Source organism: Actinokineospora sp. HUAS TT18 (assembly GCF_051364635.1).
Classification (GTDB): domain Bacteria; phylum Actinomycetota; class Actinomycetes; order Mycobacteriales; family Pseudonocardiaceae; genus Actinokineospora.
In genome coordinates this window covers 5,696,145-5,714,026 of sequence record NZ_CP195645.1, presented here as the reverse complement: position 1 = coordinate 5,714,026, position 17,882 = coordinate 5,696,145, and the positions used below count along the sequence as shown (strand labels likewise).

General features: G+C 71.2%; 15 protein-coding genes. 5 read left to right on the top strand and 10 right to left on the bottom strand.

The features are described from left to right. Nucleotides 1-16 precede the first annotated feature (16 nt). Nucleotides 17-652: a TetR/AcrR family transcriptional regulator gene (locus ACSHT8_RS26415; RefSeq protein ID WP_436493596.1), complete on the top strand. Its 636-nt coding sequence runs from the start codon at nucleotides 17-19 to the stop codon at nucleotides 650-652. On the opposite strand, the gene ACSHT8_RS26410 is transcribed toward ACSHT8_RS26415, so the two are convergent. Then, nucleotides 649-1,323 (bottom strand): response regulator, encoded by a 675-nt coding sequence (locus tag ACSHT8_RS26410; RefSeq protein ID WP_436493595.1) that lies wholly within the window; start codon nucleotides 1,321-1,323, stop codon nucleotides 649-651. The genes ACSHT8_RS26415 and ACSHT8_RS26410 overlap by 4 nt on opposite strands. After that, nucleotides 1,324-2,961, bottom strand: coding sequence for a sensor histidine kinase (locus tag ACSHT8_RS26405; RefSeq protein WP_436493594.1), 1,638 nt, complete (start codon nucleotides 2,959-2,961; stop codon nucleotides 1,324-1,326). A gap of 124 nt (nucleotides 2,962-3,085) precedes the next feature. On the opposite strand from ACSHT8_RS26405, the gene ACSHT8_RS26400 reads away from it, so the two are divergent. Beyond that, complete coding sequence (locus ACSHT8_RS26400) at nucleotides 3,086-3,295, top strand: hypothetical protein (protein ID WP_436493593.1); 210 nt, start codon at nucleotides 3,086-3,088, stop codon at nucleotides 3,293-3,295. A gap of 448 nt (nucleotides 3,296-3,743) precedes the next feature. Here the strand turns inward: ACSHT8_RS26400 and ACSHT8_RS26395 are convergent, their stop codons facing one another. The 7 genes from ACSHT8_RS26395 to ACSHT8_RS26365 all read right to left on the bottom strand — a co-directional run bounded on the left by ACSHT8_RS26395 (nucleotide 3,744) and on the right by ACSHT8_RS26365 (nucleotide 9,661). Continuing rightward, nucleotides 3,744-4,190: a helix-turn-helix domain-containing protein gene (locus ACSHT8_RS26395; protein WP_436493592.1), complete on the bottom strand. Its 447-nt coding sequence runs from the start codon at nucleotides 4,188-4,190 to the stop codon at nucleotides 3,744-3,746. Between the two features lie 138 nt (nucleotides 4,191-4,328). Then, nucleotides 4,329-4,523, bottom strand: coding sequence for a hypothetical protein (locus ACSHT8_RS26390; protein WP_436493591.1), 195 nt, complete (start codon nucleotides 4,521-4,523; stop codon nucleotides 4,329-4,331). Nucleotides 4,524-4,794: 271 nt separating this feature from the next. Next, on the bottom strand, nucleotides 4,795-6,801 hold the full coding sequence (locus tag ACSHT8_RS26385; RefSeq protein WP_436493590.1) for an FAD-dependent oxidoreductase: 2,007 nt from the start codon (nucleotides 6,799-6,801) through the stop codon (nucleotides 4,795-4,797). Beyond that, nucleotides 6,798-7,346 (bottom strand): PadR family transcriptional regulator, encoded by a 549-nt coding sequence (locus ACSHT8_RS26380; protein ID WP_436493589.1) that lies wholly within the window; start codon nucleotides 7,344-7,346, stop codon nucleotides 6,798-6,800. The genes ACSHT8_RS26385 and ACSHT8_RS26380 overlap by 4 nt, the downstream gene beginning before the upstream one ends. Before the next feature lie 69 nt (nucleotides 7,347-7,415). After that, a complete protein-coding gene (locus ACSHT8_RS26375) occupies nucleotides 7,416-8,435 on the bottom strand; it encodes a DNA cytosine methyltransferase (protein WP_436493588.1) in 1,020 nt (339 codons plus the stop codon). Nucleotides 8,436-8,444: 9 nt separating this feature from the next. Further along, complete coding sequence (locus ACSHT8_RS26370) at nucleotides 8,445-8,852, bottom strand: very short patch repair endonuclease (protein WP_436502184.1); 408 nt, start codon at nucleotides 8,850-8,852, stop codon at nucleotides 8,445-8,447. Then, nucleotides 8,852-9,661, bottom strand: coding sequence for a helix-turn-helix domain-containing GNAT family N-acetyltransferase (locus ACSHT8_RS26365; RefSeq protein ID WP_436493587.1), 810 nt, complete (start codon nucleotides 9,659-9,661; stop codon nucleotides 8,852-8,854). Before ACSHT8_RS26365 ends, ACSHT8_RS26370 begins: the two co-directional genes overlap by 1 nt. Before the next feature lie 173 nt (nucleotides 9,662-9,834). Here ACSHT8_RS26365 and ACSHT8_RS26360 point away from each other — a divergent pair, with 173 nt between their 5' ends. Both ACSHT8_RS26360 and ACSHT8_RS26355 read left to right on the top strand, forming a co-directional pair. After that, nucleotides 9,835-12,021 (top strand): trypsin-like serine protease, encoded by a 2,187-nt coding sequence (locus ACSHT8_RS26360; RefSeq protein ID WP_436493586.1) that lies wholly within the window; start codon nucleotides 9,835-9,837, stop codon nucleotides 12,019-12,021. A gap of 79 nt (nucleotides 12,022-12,100) precedes the next feature. Beyond that, nucleotides 12,101-13,036: a helix-turn-helix domain-containing protein gene (locus ACSHT8_RS26355; protein ID WP_436493585.1), complete on the top strand. Its 936-nt coding sequence runs from the start codon at nucleotides 12,101-12,103 to the stop codon at nucleotides 13,034-13,036. Nucleotides 13,037-13,103: 67 nt separating this feature from the next. Here ACSHT8_RS26355 and ACSHT8_RS26350 read toward each other — a convergent pair whose 3' ends face one another. Then, on the bottom strand, nucleotides 13,104-14,690 hold the full coding sequence (locus tag ACSHT8_RS26350) for a S8 family serine peptidase (RefSeq protein ID WP_436493584.1): 1,587 nt from the start codon (nucleotides 14,688-14,690) through the stop codon (nucleotides 13,104-13,106). A gap of 285 nt (nucleotides 14,691-14,975) precedes the next feature. On the opposite strand from ACSHT8_RS26350, the gene ACSHT8_RS26345 reads away from it, so the two are divergent. Next, nucleotides 14,976-17,870 carry a helix-turn-helix transcriptional regulator gene (locus ACSHT8_RS26345; protein ID WP_436493583.1) on the top strand — a complete coding sequence of 965 codons (2,895 nt, stop codon included), beginning with the start codon at nucleotides 14,976-14,978 and terminating at the stop codon, nucleotides 17,868-17,870. Nucleotides 17,871-17,882 lie beyond the last annotated feature (12 nt).

The following is a 17,882-nucleotide window of genomic DNA, read 5'->3' as shown; positions in this document are numbered from 1 at the left end:
AGCTAGGATGTGCCGAATGAGCGACGGTGTCAAGAGGCGGTACGACTCGACGCGGCGGCAGGAGCAGGCCAGGGAGAACCGGCTGCGGGTGCTGCGGACCGCGGCCGAGCTGTTCGTGGAGCGCGGGTACGGGCAGACAACGATCAGCGACGTCGCCGCCGCGGCCGGGGTCGCCGTCGAAACCGTCTATTCGGCGTTCAAGAACAAGCCGACGCTGCTGCACCGGGCGTGGGACGTCGCGGTGGGCGGCGACGACCAGGACATGCCGGTGCTCGACCGGCCCGAGCTGCGCGCGCTGTTCGACGAACCCGACCTGGCCGCCCGCCTGGTCGAGTTCGCGCTGGTCAACACCGCGATCATGCGCAGGACCGCCGCGCTGCGGCTCGCCGTGCGCGGTGCGGCGGCGAGTGACCCCACGGCGGCCGAACTGTTCGAGGAGATCGACCGGCAGCGGCTGGAGTCGATGGCCGCGCACGCCAGGGCCGCCGCCGCGACCGGTCAGCTCGCTGTGTCCGAAGTGGAGTGTCGGGATACGCTGTGGTCGACCACCGACGGCACGCTCTGGCACAACCTCGTCCACCGGCTCGGCTGGACCGACGACCAATACGCGGCGTGGTTGGGGAAGCTCTGGGTCTCGATGCTGGTCGGCTAGCGCGGTTGCTGGCGCAGGAACGCCAGCGCGGCGAGGACGCGCACGTTAACCCCGCGCCGCTGGGGCGGGTCGATCGCGGTCAGGCCGAGTTTCGACGTGATCGTGGACAGGTGTTTCTCCACCGTCCCGACCTGGCACGTCATCTGCTCGGCGATCCCCAGATTGGACCGGCCCTCGGCGACCAGCGCCAGGATCCGCCGCTCGTGCGGGCTGAGGGCGGCGAGCGGGTCGGCGGCGCGGCGGCGGGCCATCAGGCCGCTGATCAGGTGTGGGTCGACCACCACCTCCCCCGCCGCGACCCGGCGCAGCGCGGCGACGAGCTCATCGAGGTTGCCCACCCGCTCCTTGAGCAGATAGCCGACCGCGGTGGCCGGGTCCCGCAGCGTCAGCAGGCGTTCGGCGAGGTCCAGTTCACCGTGGGCCGACAGCACGAGCAGGCCGACGCGCGGGTGCCGTTCCCTTGTGGCCTCGGCGATCCGGAGGCCCTCGTCGGTGTAGTCGGGTGGGAGCCGGACGTCGAGCAGCAGGGCGTCGGGCGGGTCGACGTCGACCATGGGCGCGACCTCGGCCATCGCGCGTGCCTGGAACGCCACGGTGACGCCGCGGCTGCGCAAGCCTTCGGCCAGCACGTCTTGTAGGAGCGGCTGATCCTCCACGATCCCGACCCTCATTCACCCCTCCACCGGAAGCTCCACCCGGATCCGCGTTCCGTCCCCTGGCCCACTCACAACCGTCAGCTCACCGCCGACGGAAGCGGCCCGGGCACGCAGCGCGGCCGGATCACCCGCCCCACCCAGTCCGTCATCCACGACGTCCAAGACGAGGCGCTGGTTGCGCGTCCGGACCACGATCCCCACGTGTGAAGCGCCGGCGTGGCGATAAGCGTTAGCTATGGCCTCCCTGACGAGGAAGTAGAGGGCTAGTTCGATTCGGGGCGGCCAGCGATCTCGCGGAACGTCGACAGTGACCGGGATCGGCGAGAGTTCGGCTATCTGGTCGAACGCGGCGGCAAGACCGTCCGCGCGGAGGGTCTCCGGGTAGATGCCGCTGGTCAGGTCGCGCATGGCGGTGATCGCCTCGCGCAGCAGCCTGGCGGCGCGTTCCAGGGTCTGGCCGACGGGGGCGGTGCCGGTGCGGGCGAGGTCCAGCAGGAGCATGGCGGCGTAGAGGGGCTGCTGGGCGCCGTCGTGGAGGTCGCGCTGGATGCGGTGGCGCTCAACGAAGGCCGCGTCGGGCACTTGGCGCAGGCGGGTGTGCAGACTGGCGTTGTCGATGGCCAGCGACGCCACGTCCAGCGCGGCCGCCGCGACGAGCCGCTGCTCGGTGAGAGCCTCGTCGTGCTCGACCACGGCGACCAGCCGGTCACCGCGCTCGACTCGGGTAACGGCACGACCAGGTCGGGCGGTCGGCTCGGTGGTGGCGCGGCCGCGGCTGTCGACCCAGGTGCCGTCGTCCTTCGGGTAGTGCAGGGACAGACTCGGATCGCCCACCGCGTCGGCGATCGCCTTGCGCAGGCGTTCCGGCGGCACGCTTTCGCCGCCCGCGTCGAGCACGGCCCGCGCGGCGCGGCCCTGCGCGAACGCCATGTGCAGCTTCCGCAGCCCCAGCCCGATGGGGATGACCAGCACGATCAACGCGGCGGCGGCCAGCAGGATGCGGGTGCGCACCTCGATGCCCGCGCCGAGGACGCTGGCGAGGGCGGCGCTGATCGCGGCCACGCCCGCCACGATCGAACACGCCCAGATCGCCGCGATCTGCCTGCGGCGCAACGTGGTCGAGCGGGCCCACCGCCAGATCAGGACGACCAGGACGGCGACGGAGACGGCGATGTAGATCAGGCTGCCCGCGAGCGCCCACGCGGTCTGACGGCCCGGGTCATGGTTCCACCACCAGGGCGGCCGCGGGTCGTCGGCGAGGTAGCGGCCTACTTGCGTGCCGATCGCTGCCGCGTAGGAGATGGCTTGCAGCAGGCGGACAGGGGTGCCGTCGAGTCGGCCTGAGGGCAGGGACAGGACGACGTGGGTGATCATCGCCGTCCACAGGTAGGCGAGGCAGAAGCCGATGGCGAAGACGGTTTGGTCGGGGCTGACGCGGAGATCGCCGAGGTAGAACGCGGCGCCGGTCAACACGACCAGCCTGCCGATGGCGGGCGCACGGCGTGCGATGACGACCCCGATCGCGATGGCGGCCGCGCCGAGGCAGTGGAGCAGGACGTCGGCGGGTGTGCGGTGCGCGAAGGGGGCGGAGTAGAGGAAGCAGACGAGGGCGAGGGCGCAGGCGGGCAGCAGGTATGCGTGTCTTCGGATCACCGCAGCCCCCTCGCGTCGGTGCTGAGGATAGTTGTCCACAGGCTGGGGGCGGGGTGGTGCGCCGGTGGATTTGTTGTGCTGCACTGGAAGGGGCGGATGGAAGGGTTGGTCGGTGGAGGAGGCGTTGCGTGAGTTCTTGCGGAAGGAGGGGGTGCTGCGGGACGGGCGGGTGCTGACCCAGGCGGTGGTGGTGTTCCGGATGGTGGAGATCGACGGGGGCGGCCGTGCGATCACCCGGCGGGGACGGTGCTACCCGTTGGGGGAACTCGACCCGACCATGGAACGAGGAATGCTCGACGACGCACTTTGGGACGCGCGACGGGAACGGGGGTGAGGCTGCTGGTGTTTCGGGGGACGCAAGGTTCCACGATCGAGGGTCGCGGACGAACGGGCTAATCGCCGCGGTGAACGGCGCGTTGGGACTTCGCTCTTCGGCGGCGAGATCGCGCCGCGGCCGGATCAGGAGCCGAGCTGGACCCGGCATCCCCGGGCGGGCACGGGGTTCAGGCGCGGTCGGGCACCGGACGGCCGAGCGAGGCCCCGCATGGTCGGGCACCGCGCGGCATAGTCAGGCAGGCATCCCCGGCACCGCGCGATCGGGCACGGCACAGCTGGCCAGCGCGGCGCAGCTGGGTTGGGCGTGGGGCGGGCGCGGCTGGGATGCGGGGTGGCGTGACGGTGGGATCCCGCGACGAATTGTTGGCGGGTGGCGGCGGGGCTGGTGTCGCTGGTCTATCGCCGAGGTCGGGTTGGTCGGGGCCGGGTGACGGGCGCGGTGGCGGCTACTCGGGCTGGTCTGGCGGGGTGAGGGTTGCGTCTTGGCGGAAGGGCTCCGCTGTGAGATCGGGGTCCGGGTCGTGGAAGGCGCGGATCATGTCGACTACCGCCTGGCGTTGGCGGTCGTTCAGGCGGGAGAGGAGGTCACGGGCTTCGGCGAGGGAGGCGAGGGGGCGGCCGGGGCGGGAGATGTCGTGGTCGGACGGGTCGTGGCCCGCCGCCTCCAGGGTTTCGCGTTCGGTGAGGTCGACGGCGGCGGCTACGGCTCGCAGGGTGTCGCGCTTGGGGTTGACTGGGCGGCCGTCGGGGCGGGAGCCGGTCTCCAACTGTTGCCACAGGGTGCGGGAGATGCCCGCGCGTTCGGCTGCGGCGGTTTGGGTGAGGTGGCGGGCCAGTCTGGCTTCTCGGAGAAGGGTGCCCAAGTGCCATTCGGTGGAGTTCTGGCCTGACATGGGGCGATGATCCCGCAAACGGCGGCCCGAAATGGGGGATGAAACGCCTCTGCCGCATTGTTGCGACTTGTTGCGCCAATTGTGGGCATAAGTCGCGGCCGCCCGGTTCGCACCCACGCGAACCGGGCGGCCTGGAAGTCACGCGGGCAGGTTGCGGCGCTGGGCGTGGGCCAGGATCAGGACGATCGTTGTGCACACAGCTGGGAAGAACCCGGCGATGAGCAGCACGACCGCCGTGGGCACGGTGATCAGGAACGTGGCCCGCAGCGTCGGGCCCCACCCCTCACCGATAGCCAGGCGGAACCAGTCGACGGGGAATGAATGCGTGGACACGCGTTCTGTACTCCTTGCTGATGGGAATCGGGCGCGGTGGACGATTTACCGCGCGGCCGTTCGCCATTTTGGAGCCGGGGAAAGCGTTGATTCGACGGTTTCGGGGTGCCGTCCGCGAGCGGTGAAAGTCCAGCGGTGAGCGGGTCCACAGGCTTCGGTGGCGCACCTCACGTCGGACCAAGGGGCGTTTCACCAGCGGAAACGCCGAGGACACCCGATCGGGCGCACGTTTTCACGGGGTGAAACGCGCGCCCGTCGGATAGCCGGCGACTCAGAGAGTCATGGCGAGCCTTGTGCCCTGGTCGATCGCGCGCTTCGCGTCCAGTTCCGCCGCCACGTCGGCGCCGCCGATCAGGTGGACCGGGACGCCGGTGGCGCGGAGGGTGTCGGCCAGGTCGCGGACAGGTTCCTGGCCCGCGCAGATCACCACGTTGTCCACGTCCAGCACCCTGGGTCGGGCGCGGTCCTTGCCGAACGAGATGTGCAGGCCCGCGTCGTCGATGCGTTCGTAGTTGACGCCCGGGATCTGTTCGACGCGCTTGGACTTCAGGGCCGCCCGGTGGACCCAGCCTGTCGTCTTGCCCAGGCCCGCGCCGATGCGGCCTTCCTTGCGCTGCAACAGGAACACCTGCCGCGGCGACGCCTCCGGCTTCGGCTTGGTCAGGGTGTTCTCCGCGTCCACGCCCCACTCGGCACGCCAGGCGGTCAGGTCGAGGGCGGGAGACTCGGCGTGGGTGAGGAACTCGCTGACGTCGACGCCGATGCCGCCCGCGCCGATGATCGCGACCTTCTCGCCCACCGGCTTGCCGTGCCGCACGACGTCCACATAGGACAGCACCTTCGCGTGGTCGATGCCCGGGATCGACGGCACGCGCGGCGCGACGCCCGTGGCGAGCACGACCTCGTCGAAGCCGGAAAGGTCGTCGACGGCCGCCCGCTTTCCCAAGTGGACAGTGACGCCGGTGACCGCCAACTGGCGGGCGTAGTACCGGATCGTCTCGTCGAACTCCTCCTTGCCCGGGATCTTGCGGGCGATGTCGAACTGCCCGCCGATCTCCGAGCGCTCCTCGAACAGCGACACCTCGTGCCCGCGCTGCGCCAGCGTCACCGCCGCCGACAGGCCCGCCGGGCCTGCCCCGACCACCGCGACGCGCTTGGTCCGCCGCGTCGGCAGCAGCACCAGTTCGGTCTCGCGCGCCGCGCGCGGGTTGACCATGCACGACGCCTTGCGGTTCTGGAACACGTGGTCCAGGCATGCCTGGTTGCACGCGATGCACGTGTTGATCTCGTCGGCGCGCCCCTCCTGCGCCTTCACCACCCAGTCCGGGTCGGCCAGCATCGGCCGCGCCATCGACACCAGGTCGGCGTCGCCGCGGTTCAGGACCTCCTCGGCGACCTGCGGCATGTTGATCCGGTTCGACGTCACCACCGGAATCGACACGTGCGGCCGGAACCGCGCGGTCACCGACGTGAACGCCGCGCGCGGGACCGACGTGACGATCGTGGGCACCCGGGCCTCATGCCAGCCGATGCCGGTGTTGATGATCGTGGCGCCCGCCGCCTCGATCTCCTTGCCCAGGGTGACGATCTCGTCCCAGGTCTGGCCGTCCTCGACGAACTCGGCCATCGACAGCCGGTACACGATGATGAAGTCGGTGCCCACCGCCGCGCGCGTCTGGCGCACGATCTCCACCGCGAGCCTGCGCCGGTTCTCCGGCGAGCCGCCCCACCGGTCGGTGCGCTTGTTGGTGCGCGGGGCGAGGAACTGGTTGATGAAGTACCCCTCCGACCCCATGATCTCGACGCCGTCGTAGCCCGCGGACTTGGCGAGCACCGCGCAGCGGACGAAGTCGCGGATCTGCGCGCGGACGCCGTGGTCGGACAGCGCGCGCGGCCGGAACGGGTTGATCGGCGCCTTGATGGCCGACGCGGACGCGCTGAACGGGTGGTAGGCGTAGCGGCCTGCGTGCAGGATCTGCAGCGCGATCTTGCCGCCCTCGGCGTGCACGGCGTCGGTGATCTCGCGGTGCTTGCGGGCCTCGGCCTCGGTGGTGAGCTTGGAGGCGAACGGCTTGAGCCAGCCGGTCCGGTTCGGCGCGTAGCCGCCGGTGATGATCAGGCCGACGCCGCCGCGGGCCCGCTCGGCGAAGTAGGCGGCGAGCTTGGGGATGTCGGCGGCGCGGTCCTCGAGGCCGGTGTGCATGGAGCCCATCACGACCCGGTTGCGCAGGGTGGTGAAGCCGAGGTCCAGCGGGGACAGCAGGGTGGGGTAGCTCATGACTCGCCTTTCTCTCGCCGCAGGGCCGCGGCCGCCTCGTCGCACCACGCGACGAAGCCCCGCTCGGCACTGACGCCGCCGCGCAGGACAAGGAACTGGTGCAGGGCCGACCCGGTCAGCGCGTTCGGGTCGGGGAAATCGCGCTCCGACATGGCCTCGTAGAGGGCGAGTCGCTCGGCGTGGTGGGCGCGCCGCCGCTCGACCTCGGCGATCATCACGTCGGGATCGCTGAACGCGGCCGCCCGCAGCTTGACCGCGAGTTCGTCGCGCAACTCCGGCGGCGCGGTCGGCTCGGCCAGCCAGCGGGCGATCTCGTCGGCACCCGCCTGGGTGACCGTGTAGACCTTCTTGTCGGGCTTGCCGTCCTGCGGCACGTGCTCGACGGCGACCCAGCCCGCCTCGTCCATACGCTTGAGGACGCGGTAGATCTGCTGGTGGGTGGCACCCCAGAAGAACCCGATGGACTTGTCGAACCGCCGGGTCAGCTCATAGCCGGACCCGGCCCGCTCGGTCAGCGAGACCAGGATCGCGTGTTCCAGTGCCACGCGACCCACGATAGATATGCAACTAGTTGCAGTGCAACGCGACGCATATCTCAGCGCAAACGTTTGCGCCTACAAGAACCCAAGAACCTGCCTGGCCAAAGCCGCCGCGAGCGTCGGCGGGACGGCGTTGCCGATCTGCCGCGCGATCTCGGCCTTCGTGCCGCACCACTCGAACGAGTCGGGGAACGTCTGCAGCCGAGCCGCCTCCAGGTGGGTGATCGGCCGGTGCCACGTCGGATGCAGGTACTGCCCCTTCTCCGGCTTGAAGAACTCCGTGCGGATGGTCAGCGACGGCTGGTCCCAGCGCATCCGCCCCATCACGTCCGTCGTCCCCGTCTTCTTCTCCCGCCAGCACCGCGGCAGCAGGTGGTCGGGCAGGTCGAACCGGCCTCCCCCGGGCGGGATGTGCCGGTACCGCTCCAGCGACAGCGCCGTCGGGTTGCGGCCGAGGTGCAGGTCGAGGCTCTTGAACCGGCCGGGCACGTCGACCCCGAACACCGTGACCGACGACGCGGGCAGCGCTGTCGTCGCAGGCCGCGCGGGCAGGTCGGCGAGAACCGTCCCGACGCCAGCCCACGGCGAGGCCCCGACCGGAAGCGGGATCGGCCCGATCCGGGACCCGATGACGAACGCCCTCTTGCGCCGCTGCGGCACCCCGAAGTCGGCCGCCAGCAGGGTCCCGCTGCTCAGCGCGTACCCCAGCCGGGTCGCCTCGGCGGTCAGCAGCGCGAACTCGGACGAGGCCAGGAACCGGTCGACGTTCTCCACCACGAATACCGAGGGACGGGCGGCCGCGACGATCCGCAGGTATTCCTTCCACAGCTGGTTGCGCGGGTCGTCGACGTCGCGGGAGCCGAGGTTGGAGAAGCCCTGGCACGGCGGCCCGCCGATGACGACGTCGGCGCGCGGGATGTCGGACACCGTGGCGATATCGGCGCACAGGGTGTGGTCCTCGCCGAAGTTCGACGCGTAGGTCGCCGCGGCCCGCAGGTTGTGCTCGACGGCCAGGATCGGCGCGAAGCCCGCGGCCGTGAAGCCGGAAGTCATGCCGCCGCAGCCCGCGAACAGGTCGATCACGGTAGGCGCCACGCGGTCAGATTAGCCGGCCCGCGCGGCCACCGCGGCCGACACGCGGGCGGCGGCGGTGATCGGGTCCTCGTGTTCCCAGACCCGCACGACGAGCCACCCCGCGGCGGCGAACACGGCGTCGGTGTCGCGGTCGCGGCCGCGGTTGGTCTCGATCTTCAGCCGCCAGAAGTCGGCGTTGGCGCGGGGCCAGGTGGCGTGCTCGGGGCAGCCGTGCCAGAAGCAGCCGTCGATGAACACCGCGACCCGCGCGCGGGTGAAGACCACGTCGACCTCGCGGCGCACACCCGGCAGCGGGCGGCGGTGCACCCGGTAGCGCAGCCCGAGCGCGTGCAGTGCCCGGCGCAGCGCCAGTTCGGTGTCGGTGTCGCGGGAGCGCTGCCTGCTCATCCGCGCGCTGATCTCCGGCGTGGTGTCCATCATCCCGTACGCCGTTCCATCAGCACAGTGTCGCGCCAGACGCCGTCCAGCTTGGCGATGCGCTCGCGGACACCGACCACGCGGAAGCCCGCGGAGCGGTGCAGCGCGATGCTTCCCTTGTTCTCCGGGAAGATCGCCGCCTGCACCGTCCACAGTCCGCCCGTGTCGGCGGCGGCCACCTGGCGGCGGATCAGCGCCTTGCCGACGCCCCGCCCGCGCGCCGACTCGGCCACGTACAAGGAGTTCTCCACGACCCCGGCGTAGCAGGCCCGGCTCGATGACGCCGTGAGCGTGGCCCAGCCCGCGGGCTCGCCGTCGACCACGGCAATCCAGCGGTGTCCGCGCAGCCATTTGCGGTCCAGCGACTCGCGGCTGGGCACCCTGGTCTCGAACGTCGCCACCCCGGTGGCGATGCCCTCGCCGTAGATGGCCCGTACGGCGGGCCAGTCGCCCTCACGCATCGCGCGAACCACCACCCCGGGCACCTGGGCCGCCCGCCGCCGCGGCGGGACCAGCGCGCCGAGCACGGCCGCGGCGACGTGCGGGGCGACGACGCGGCTGGACTCGTCGACCGACACCAGCGTCTGCGCGCCTTCCCTGCGCACCACCGCGAAACCGGCGTCGACCAGCTTGCGCACGTGGTGTGAGCACGTCGGCTGGGTGACCCCCACCGCGGCGGCGAGCGCGCCGACCGGGACCGGTTCGGGCGCGGAGGCCACCGCGTGCAGTACCTTCACCCGCGTCGGATCGGCGAGGCAGGCGAACCGCCCCGCGACCGCCGCCGCGGTGTCGTCATCGAGTGCGACCACCCGGCCATCATAGATAACCGTCGATATCCGCGCCCTGGATCATAAAGTCCAGTACCCCTACGGATACCGACCCTGATTGTTCCTCACCTGGCGTCACTCGAAAGTGACGAGCAGCGAACCGCCGTCATCCCTGCCCTGAGACGAGCGTTCGCCAGATCCGGAAAGGAACCATCGTGAAACGAACAGCACGGTCCTGGGGCGTGGCCGCACTGGCCGCGGCCGCGGTGCTGGTGCCGCTGGGCACCAACATCGCCACCGCGGCCGAGTCGGGCGCCGCGGCGAACCTGCCATCCGCGAATTTCGAGGGCTCAACAGTTCCGACCGACCTGGGGGACGCGAGCGCGCAGCACTACGGCGGCACCCCGGCCAAGGTCAGCGAGTTCCCTGGCATCATCGGCGGCCTGCGTGCGGGCGGTTCCCGTCCCCAAGGCCAGACCTGCACCGGCACCCTGGTCGCGCCCACGAAGGTCCTGATCGCCGCCCACTGCGCCGACGCGGCGGGCGAGAAGTCCTTCGTCTACGGGCTCGACGACCTCAAGCAGTACGACGGCGGCAACGGCACGGGCTTCCAAGCCTCCAAGGTCGTCAGCTACAAGAAGCACCCCAAGTACGTCAACTTCGACCAGGGCTACGACGTCGCGGTCGTCACCCTGGAGAAGTCGATCACCCTGCTCGGCGGCGCGTCGTTCCCGACCTACGCGACCTCGGCCGACTCCAGTGACGTGCTGATCGGCAAGACCGGCCTGAGCTTCGGCTACGGCAAGAAGGACTTCAACGACACCACCCAGGACGTCACCCTCACCAAGGCGAACATGCCGATCGTGAACGGCGACCAGGTCTGCCAGGGTGTCGGCGCGGGCTTCAAGTCGGCCACGATGATCTGCGCGGGCGACCCCAACGGCAACCCGACGATCCTGCCCGGCGACAGCGGCGGCCCGCTGATCGTCAACAACAAGATCTACGGCGTCGCGTCGTGGAGCCGCTCGGACTTCAAGTGGTACGGGGTCTGGGGCAGGCTCAACAACGACATGGGTGACTGGGTCAAGTCGGAGGTCGGCACCACGCCGGTCCCCACTGACTTCAGCCTGTCGGCCAGCCCGGCCAGCGGCTCGGTCAAGGCCGGTGCCTACACCTCCGCCACCGTCACCACGGTCGCGGGCAGCGGCGGCGCGGAGAACCTGAAGCTGACCGCGAGCGGCCTGCCCTCCGGCGTCCAGGCGGTCTTCCAGCCGACCGACGTCGCCGCGGGCGGCACCGCCAAGGTCACCTTCGACGCCGCGGCGAGCGCCCCGAACGGCACCTACGACGTCACGATCACCGGCACCAACGCGGGCGGCAAGACCGCGACCACGAAGTACAGCCTGACCGTCACCGACGGCGGCACGCCGAACCCGGCGGACTTCAAGGTCACGATCGACCCGACCAGCATCACCGTCAAGGCGGGCGAGGGCGCGGCAACCGCGCTGTCCACCGTGGCGGGCACCGGCGGCGCGGAGCAGATCACGCTGACCGCCTCCGGCGCGCCGAGCGGGGCGACCGTGTCGTTCTCGCCGGACACCATCCAGACCGGTGACGGCGCCAAGGTCATCGTCGAGACCGCGACCAGCACCCCTGCGGGCACGTACTCGGTGACGATCACCGGCACCAACGCCGGTGGCAAGACCGCGACCGCGACGCTGAGCCTGACCGTCACCGGCGACACCGTCCCGGCCGACTTCAAGGTCGCGGTCAACCCGAGCAGCCTGACCGTGGCCAAGAACGCGTCGGTTTCCGCGGGCGTCACCACCACCGCGGGCAGCGGCGGTTCGGAGAACATCACCCTGTCCGCGTCCGGTCTGCCGACCGATGCCCAGGCGACGTTCCAGCCGTCCTCGGTGCAGACCGGCTCCCCGGCGAAGCTGTCGATCAAGACAGCGTCGACCACCCCGTCCGGCACGTACAACGTGACGGTCACCGGCACCAACTCCGGTGGCAAGACCGCCACGGCGGCGCTGTCGCTCAAGGTGGAGGGCACCGACCCGCCGCCGCCCGGTGACGTCAAGGTGACCCTGTCGCCGTCGTCCGGCACCGCGCAGCAGGGCCAGATCGCCCAGTTCAACGCCTCCGCGACCGGCGGCACGGGCAGCCTGACCCTCACCGCGACGGGGGTGCCGCCGGGTGCGCAGCTGTACTTCAACCCGGCCACGATCAGCCAGGGCGGTTCCTCGCTGATCTGGGTGTTCACCAACTTCCAGACCACCCCGGGCACCTACCCGATCACGATCAAGGCCACCTCGGCCGACGGCAAGTCGGGTACGGCGACCTACTCCCTGACCGTCACGCGCTTCGGCTACTCGATGGGCAGCGCGGGCCGGTACTGATCCATCAGCTCCACCCATGATCGAGGACGGCAGGCCCACTTCGGAGGGCCTGCCGTTCTCCGTTTGAAGGCGAGGACCCATGCCGCACCCCACTTCCCAGCCGCTCCCCACCCGCGACCAGCTCGCCGCGCCGCGTGAGTCGTTCCCCGTCGCGCTGAGTCGGGCCATCGATCGCAGCGGGATGAGCCTGGAACACCTGCAGCGGAAGCTGTCGCTGCACGACGTCCGGGTCAGCCTGTCGACGCTCAGCTACTGGCGGCGCGGCCGCACCCGGCCGGAGCGGCCGGAGTCGCTGCGGGCGGTCAGCGTCATCGAGGACGTCCTCGGCCTGCCCAACGGATATCTCATCTCGCTGCTGGGCCCCAGGAAACCCCGCGGCCGGTGGGCGTCGCGCTCGTCGGCCAAGCCCCATGAGGCCCTGTGGGAGGGCGCGAGCGAACTGACCCCGCTGCTGGCCGAGCTCAACGATCCCGGCCCTGGCGAGCTGACGTTCCTGAGCGTGCGAGAGCAGCACTTCGTGAACCGCGACGGCGTCGACGAGCGCACCCTGGTGCACGCGGTCATCCGGTCCGAAGTGGACTGGCGGCGCACGTGCGTGGTGCTGCACCACGCCGAGCCGGGCGACTCGGCGCTGCCGGTGATCACCGCGGCGAGCGGGTGCGCGATGGGCAAGTCGCGCACGCACGAGCCCGGCCGGTTCGTGCTCTCGGAGATCCTGCTCGACCGGACCCTGCGCGTCGGCGACACCGCGGCGTTCTCCTACGAGGTCACCTGGTTCGGCACCGCGCCGTCGTCCAACTTCACCCGCGCGATGCGCCAGTGCGCGCGGGAGTACCTGCTGGAAGTGGTGTTCCACCCCGACGCGGTGCCCAGCTCGTGCCACCAGTTCCGCCGCGAGTCCGCGCGCCACCCCGAGGTCGACCACGGCGAGCTGCGCCTCGGCGCGTTCCACAGCGTGCACCTGCTGACCCACGACGAGAAGTCGGCGATCGTCGGCATCCGCTGGCACTGGTGAGCACGCCGCTGAGGGAGGTGTCCGGTATGGACACCTCCCTCAACGATGTTCAGTTGTCACGCGACCCTTAGAAGGTCAGGGTCCAGGCGTCGATGTTGCCGGTGTCGTAGCGGTAGACGTCGGTCACCCGCAGCCGCCAGGTGCCGTTCTTGGCCGTCTCCGAGCCGGTGTTGACGGTGTAGGTGGTGTGGATGCCGCCCGCGGAGCTGGCGCCACCCGGCTGCTTGAGGACGAACGCCGCGCCGCTCGGGCCGACGAGCTCGACCTTCAGGTCACCGGTGTAGGTGTGGTTGATGTCGACCTTGACCGAGGTGGCCGAGGTGCCGCCGCCGGAGCAGCCGGTGACGTTCACCGACGAGGTGACCGCGGTGTTGTTGTCCGGGATCGCGACGTCGTCGCTGTTGGACGCGCCGGAGCACGGCGGGTCGACCGGGCCGTTGAGGAAACCGGTGTAGAGCAGCCGGTTCGGCGAGCCCTTGACGTCGGTGATCTTGTTCGGGGTGGAGTTGTCGATCAGCACCTTGGCGACCTCGGCCTGTGTCTTGCCACTGTTACCCGAGGTGCCCAGGTACAGCGCCACGGCGCCCACGACGTGCGGGGTGGCCATGGAGGTGCCGCCGTTGCTGAAGGTGCCGCCGCCGTTCTTGGTGGAGATGATGTTGCTGCCGGGACCGAAGATGTCAACACAGGTGCCCCAGTTCGACGACTGGGTGCTGGTCCAGATCGAGCGCTTGTCCGCGCCGTCGCTGGCCGCGACCGTGATGGCCTCCGGAGTGCGCGCGGGCGAGATCTGGCAGGCGTCGCCACCGTTGTTGCCCGCCGCGACGACGGTGATGATGCCCGCGTTGATGGCCTTGCGCGCCCCATCGTCCAGGATGGAGCTGGCGCCGCCGCCCAGGGACATGTTGATGACGGCGGGCTTCTGCGCGTTCTGGACGACCCAGTCGATGCCCTGGGTGATCGAGCTGCCCTTGCTGTAGCCGCCGCAGTCGAGCACGCGGACACTGACCAGGTTGACCTTCTTGGCGATGCCGTAGGTCGCGCTGCCGACGGTGCCCGCCACGTGCGTGCCGTGGCCCTGGCAGTCCGCCGCGTTGCTGTCGTTGTCGATGAAGTCGTAGCCGCCCTTGACCCGGCCGCCGAAGTCCGGGTGAGACGCGTCCACGCCCGTGTCGAGGATGTAGGCGGTGACGCCCGCGCCCGCGGTCGACGGGTAGGTGTAGGTGTTGCTCACCGGCAGGTCGCGCTGGTCGGTGCGGTCGAGGCCCCAGGTCGGGTTCTGCTGGGTGTCGGTGATGTGGAAGATCTGGTCCTGCTCGACGTAGGCCACCGACGGGTCGGCGGCGAGCTGCTTGGCCTGGGCCTCGCTGAGCTGCACGGAGAAGCCGCCGACGGCCTTGTAGATGCTGCTGAGCTTGCCGCCGTGCTTGCCCGCGAGCTGCTGGGCCTTGGCCGCCACCGCGGTCGAGCCGACCGAGTCCTTGAACTTGACGACGTAGCTGCCCGCGACGGAGTTCGCTTGGTTGGCGTGGCGAATCTCGGCCGACTGGGCGCTGGCCGGGGCCGACGTGACCACCGCGAGGGCCAGCGCGGACGCACCGGCTGCCACGCTGGCCACGAGGACCCTCCGGCGGGTCTTGCGATCGTGTCGCATCTAGGGTCTCCATTTCACTCCACCGAGCGGGGACACCACTCGGAGGTGTGGCTGTCGGGGCAGGGTGAAGTAACTGACAGCCACCTGCGGATCACCTTCAAGCCGACCGAGATCGCGAACAATCCGGGTATCAGTACGTAGGGATACCCGTCTTTCGTAGGGCGTTCCCCGTTAAGATCACTTTCTTCCCGGGGAAGGCAACTGAGTTCCGGATCACTGCCGTTCGGCCTACGCTCCGAAGACCGCCGGTCGCGACCAGTGATCCATAAGGCCCAGGAGGGGTGGATGGCCCAGAAGCCGAGGCAGCCCACGGCGAGCCTGGTGCGCACCACCTCGCCCGTGCTTGTCGGTCGGGGCAGCGAACTCCACGCGCTGCGCGACACCGTGGTCAGGCAGCCCGCCGTGGTGATGATCGACGGCGAGGCCGGGGTCGGGAAGAGCAGGCTGGTCCGCGAGCTGCTCACGGCGGGCGATCTGGGCCCCCTGCAGGTGCTGCTGGGGACCTGCCAGCCGCTGCGCGAGCCGTTCCCCTACGGCGCGGTCCTGGAGGCCCTGCGGGGCTGTGGGGACCGCATGGCGCACCGGCCGCCGCTGAGCAGGGTGACCGGCGTGCTGAGCCCGCTGCTGCCGGAGCTGGCCGACCTGCTGCCCGAGGCGCCCGCACCATCGGGTGACCCCCGATCGGATCGCCACCGCCTGTTCCGCGCGGTGCGCGAGCTGCTGGCCGCCACCGGGCCGGTCCTGATGGTGATCGAGGACCTGCACTGGGCCGACGACGGCTCCCGGCAGCTGCTGCGGTTCCTCATGGCCGACCCGCCGCCCACGCTGTCGATCCTGGTCACCTACCGGCGCGAGGACGTGCCGGGCGGGATGCCGCTGGGCACCGCCTACCGCCCGCCCGCGGGCATCACCAGCCTGCTGATGCAGCTCGACCCGCTCGACGCCGACGGCGTGCGGTCGCTGGCCTCGGCCATCCTCGACGAGGACACCGTCTCCGGCGAGTTCGCCGCCAAGCTGCACGAGCGCACCGCGGGCATCCCGTTCGTCGTCGAGGAGACCTTGCGCGCGCTGCGCAACCCGGCGGGCGCCGTGCACGCCGACGGCGCCACCGCGCGGCGGCTGCTGGAGAACGCCGAGGTCCCGGTGCTGCTGCGCGACGCCATGGCCGAGCGGCTGGCCGGGCTGCCGATCGCGGCGACCAGGCTCACCCAGGCCGCCGCCGTGCTCGGCGTCCCCGCCCCGGCCGAGGTGCTCGGCGAGGTCGCGGGCATCGGCGAGCAGCGGGTGCGCGCCGCGCTGGGCCACGCGCTGGCCGGGCACGTGCTGCACGAGGCCGAGAGCGGCCGCTACACCTTCCGCCACCAGATGGCCCAGGACGCCGTCTACGACACGCTCAGCGGCCCCGACCGCCAGCAGCTGCATCTGCGCGCCATCGCCGCGCTGGAACGCGCGGTGCCGCGGCCGCTGCTGCAGCTCGCCGAGCACAGCAGGCGCGCCGACCGGGTCGAGGACTGGCTGCGCTACGGCGAGGCCGCCGCCGACCGGGCCACCGAGGTCGGCGACGCGGCCACCGCGACCAGCCTGCTGCAGCGCCTGCTCACCGAGCCCGCGCTGTCGGTGGCCGACATCGACCGGCTCGCGATCAAGCTCGGCCAGGTCGCCCACACCGGCCTCGACCAGCTCAACCCGGTGGCGACGCTGCGCAAGCTGCTCGCCGACCGAAGACTCTCGACGTCGGCGCGCGGCGAGGTGCGGCTGTTCCTCGGCCTGCTGCTGATCCGGCAGGCGGGCGGGCTGGAGATCGCCCGCACTGAGATCGAGCTCGCGATCGCCGACCTGGCCGAACGCCCGGACCTGGCCGCGCGCGGCACCGCCGTGCTGGGCCAGCCGTTCATCGGCGACACCCCGCGCGCGGAGTTCGAGCCGTGGCTGCGCCGCACCGAGGTCCTGATCGAGACCACCGACGACGTCGAGCTGCGGATCGCGCTGATGGCCAACAACCTCGGCTCGCGGATGCACACCGGCGACCCCGCGGTCGCCGACGAACTGGATCGGCTGCCGCGCTCGGCCGAGACGCCCAGCGCCCAGCGCCAGCTCGCGCGGGTCAACTGCAACATCGCCGACGCGTCGGTGTGCGTCGGCCACTTCGCCCGCGCCGAGGACTACCTGCGCACGGGCCTGCGGCTGGCCGACGACTGCGGCGCCCCGTTCGTGGTGAGCACCGCGCGGGCCACCAAGGTCCGGCTCGACTGGTTCACCGGAGAGTGGACCGGGCTGGCCGAGCGGGCGGGCAGGCTGCTCGACGAGTACCGCGACCTGCTGCCGGTGGCCAGCGAGCTGTGCCTCGTGCTGGGTGGGCTGGCCGCGGCGCGCGGGGAGTGGGCCGAGGCGCTGAGCTACTTCACCGAGACCGGCGCGTACGCCCCGCAGGAGTCGATCGCCCAGATCGCGCTGGGCGGCTGCGCGGGCCTGGCGCGCACCTGGCTGGCGCAGGACGAGCTGGTCAAGGCGTGCGCCGACGTCGACCGCGGGCTGGCGCTGCTGCGCCGCAAGAACGTCTGGGCGTGGGCGCTGGAGCTGGTGCCGGTCGCGGTGTCGACGTACCTGCGGGCGGGCCGCGACGAAGACGCCGCCCGGGTGGTCGAGGAGACCGCGGCGGGCGTGGCGGGCAAGGACGCGCCGATGGCGGCGGCGGCCGTGGACAGCTGCCGCGGCGAGCTGGCCGAGGCGGAGGGCGACATCGCCACCGCCGTCGAGTACTACCAGCAGGCGCAGGCGGCCTACGAGAAGCTCAACGCGCCGTACTACGCGGCGATGGTGGCCGAGCGGCAGGCGCTGTGCCTGCTGCCGACCGACGGGTCGGGCGCCGCGGCCCAACTGTCCACTTTGATCGATGCGTACGACGGGCTGGGCGCCACCCGCGACGCGGCCCGGTGCAGGCACCTCTTACGCGGCGTCGGCGGCGTCAAGCCGTCCCGGCGCGGCAGACGCGGGTACGGCAACGAGCTCTCGCCGCGCGAGCACGAGGTGGCCAGGCTGCTCGCCGGCGGCCACACCAACCGCGAGATCGCCGACGTGCTGTTCCTGTCGCCGCGCACGGTCGAGCAGCACGCGGCGCGGGTACTGCGCAAGCTCGGCGTCACCTCGCGGGCCGAGCTGCAGGCCGAGGACTTCGGCTGACGCCCTTGCCCT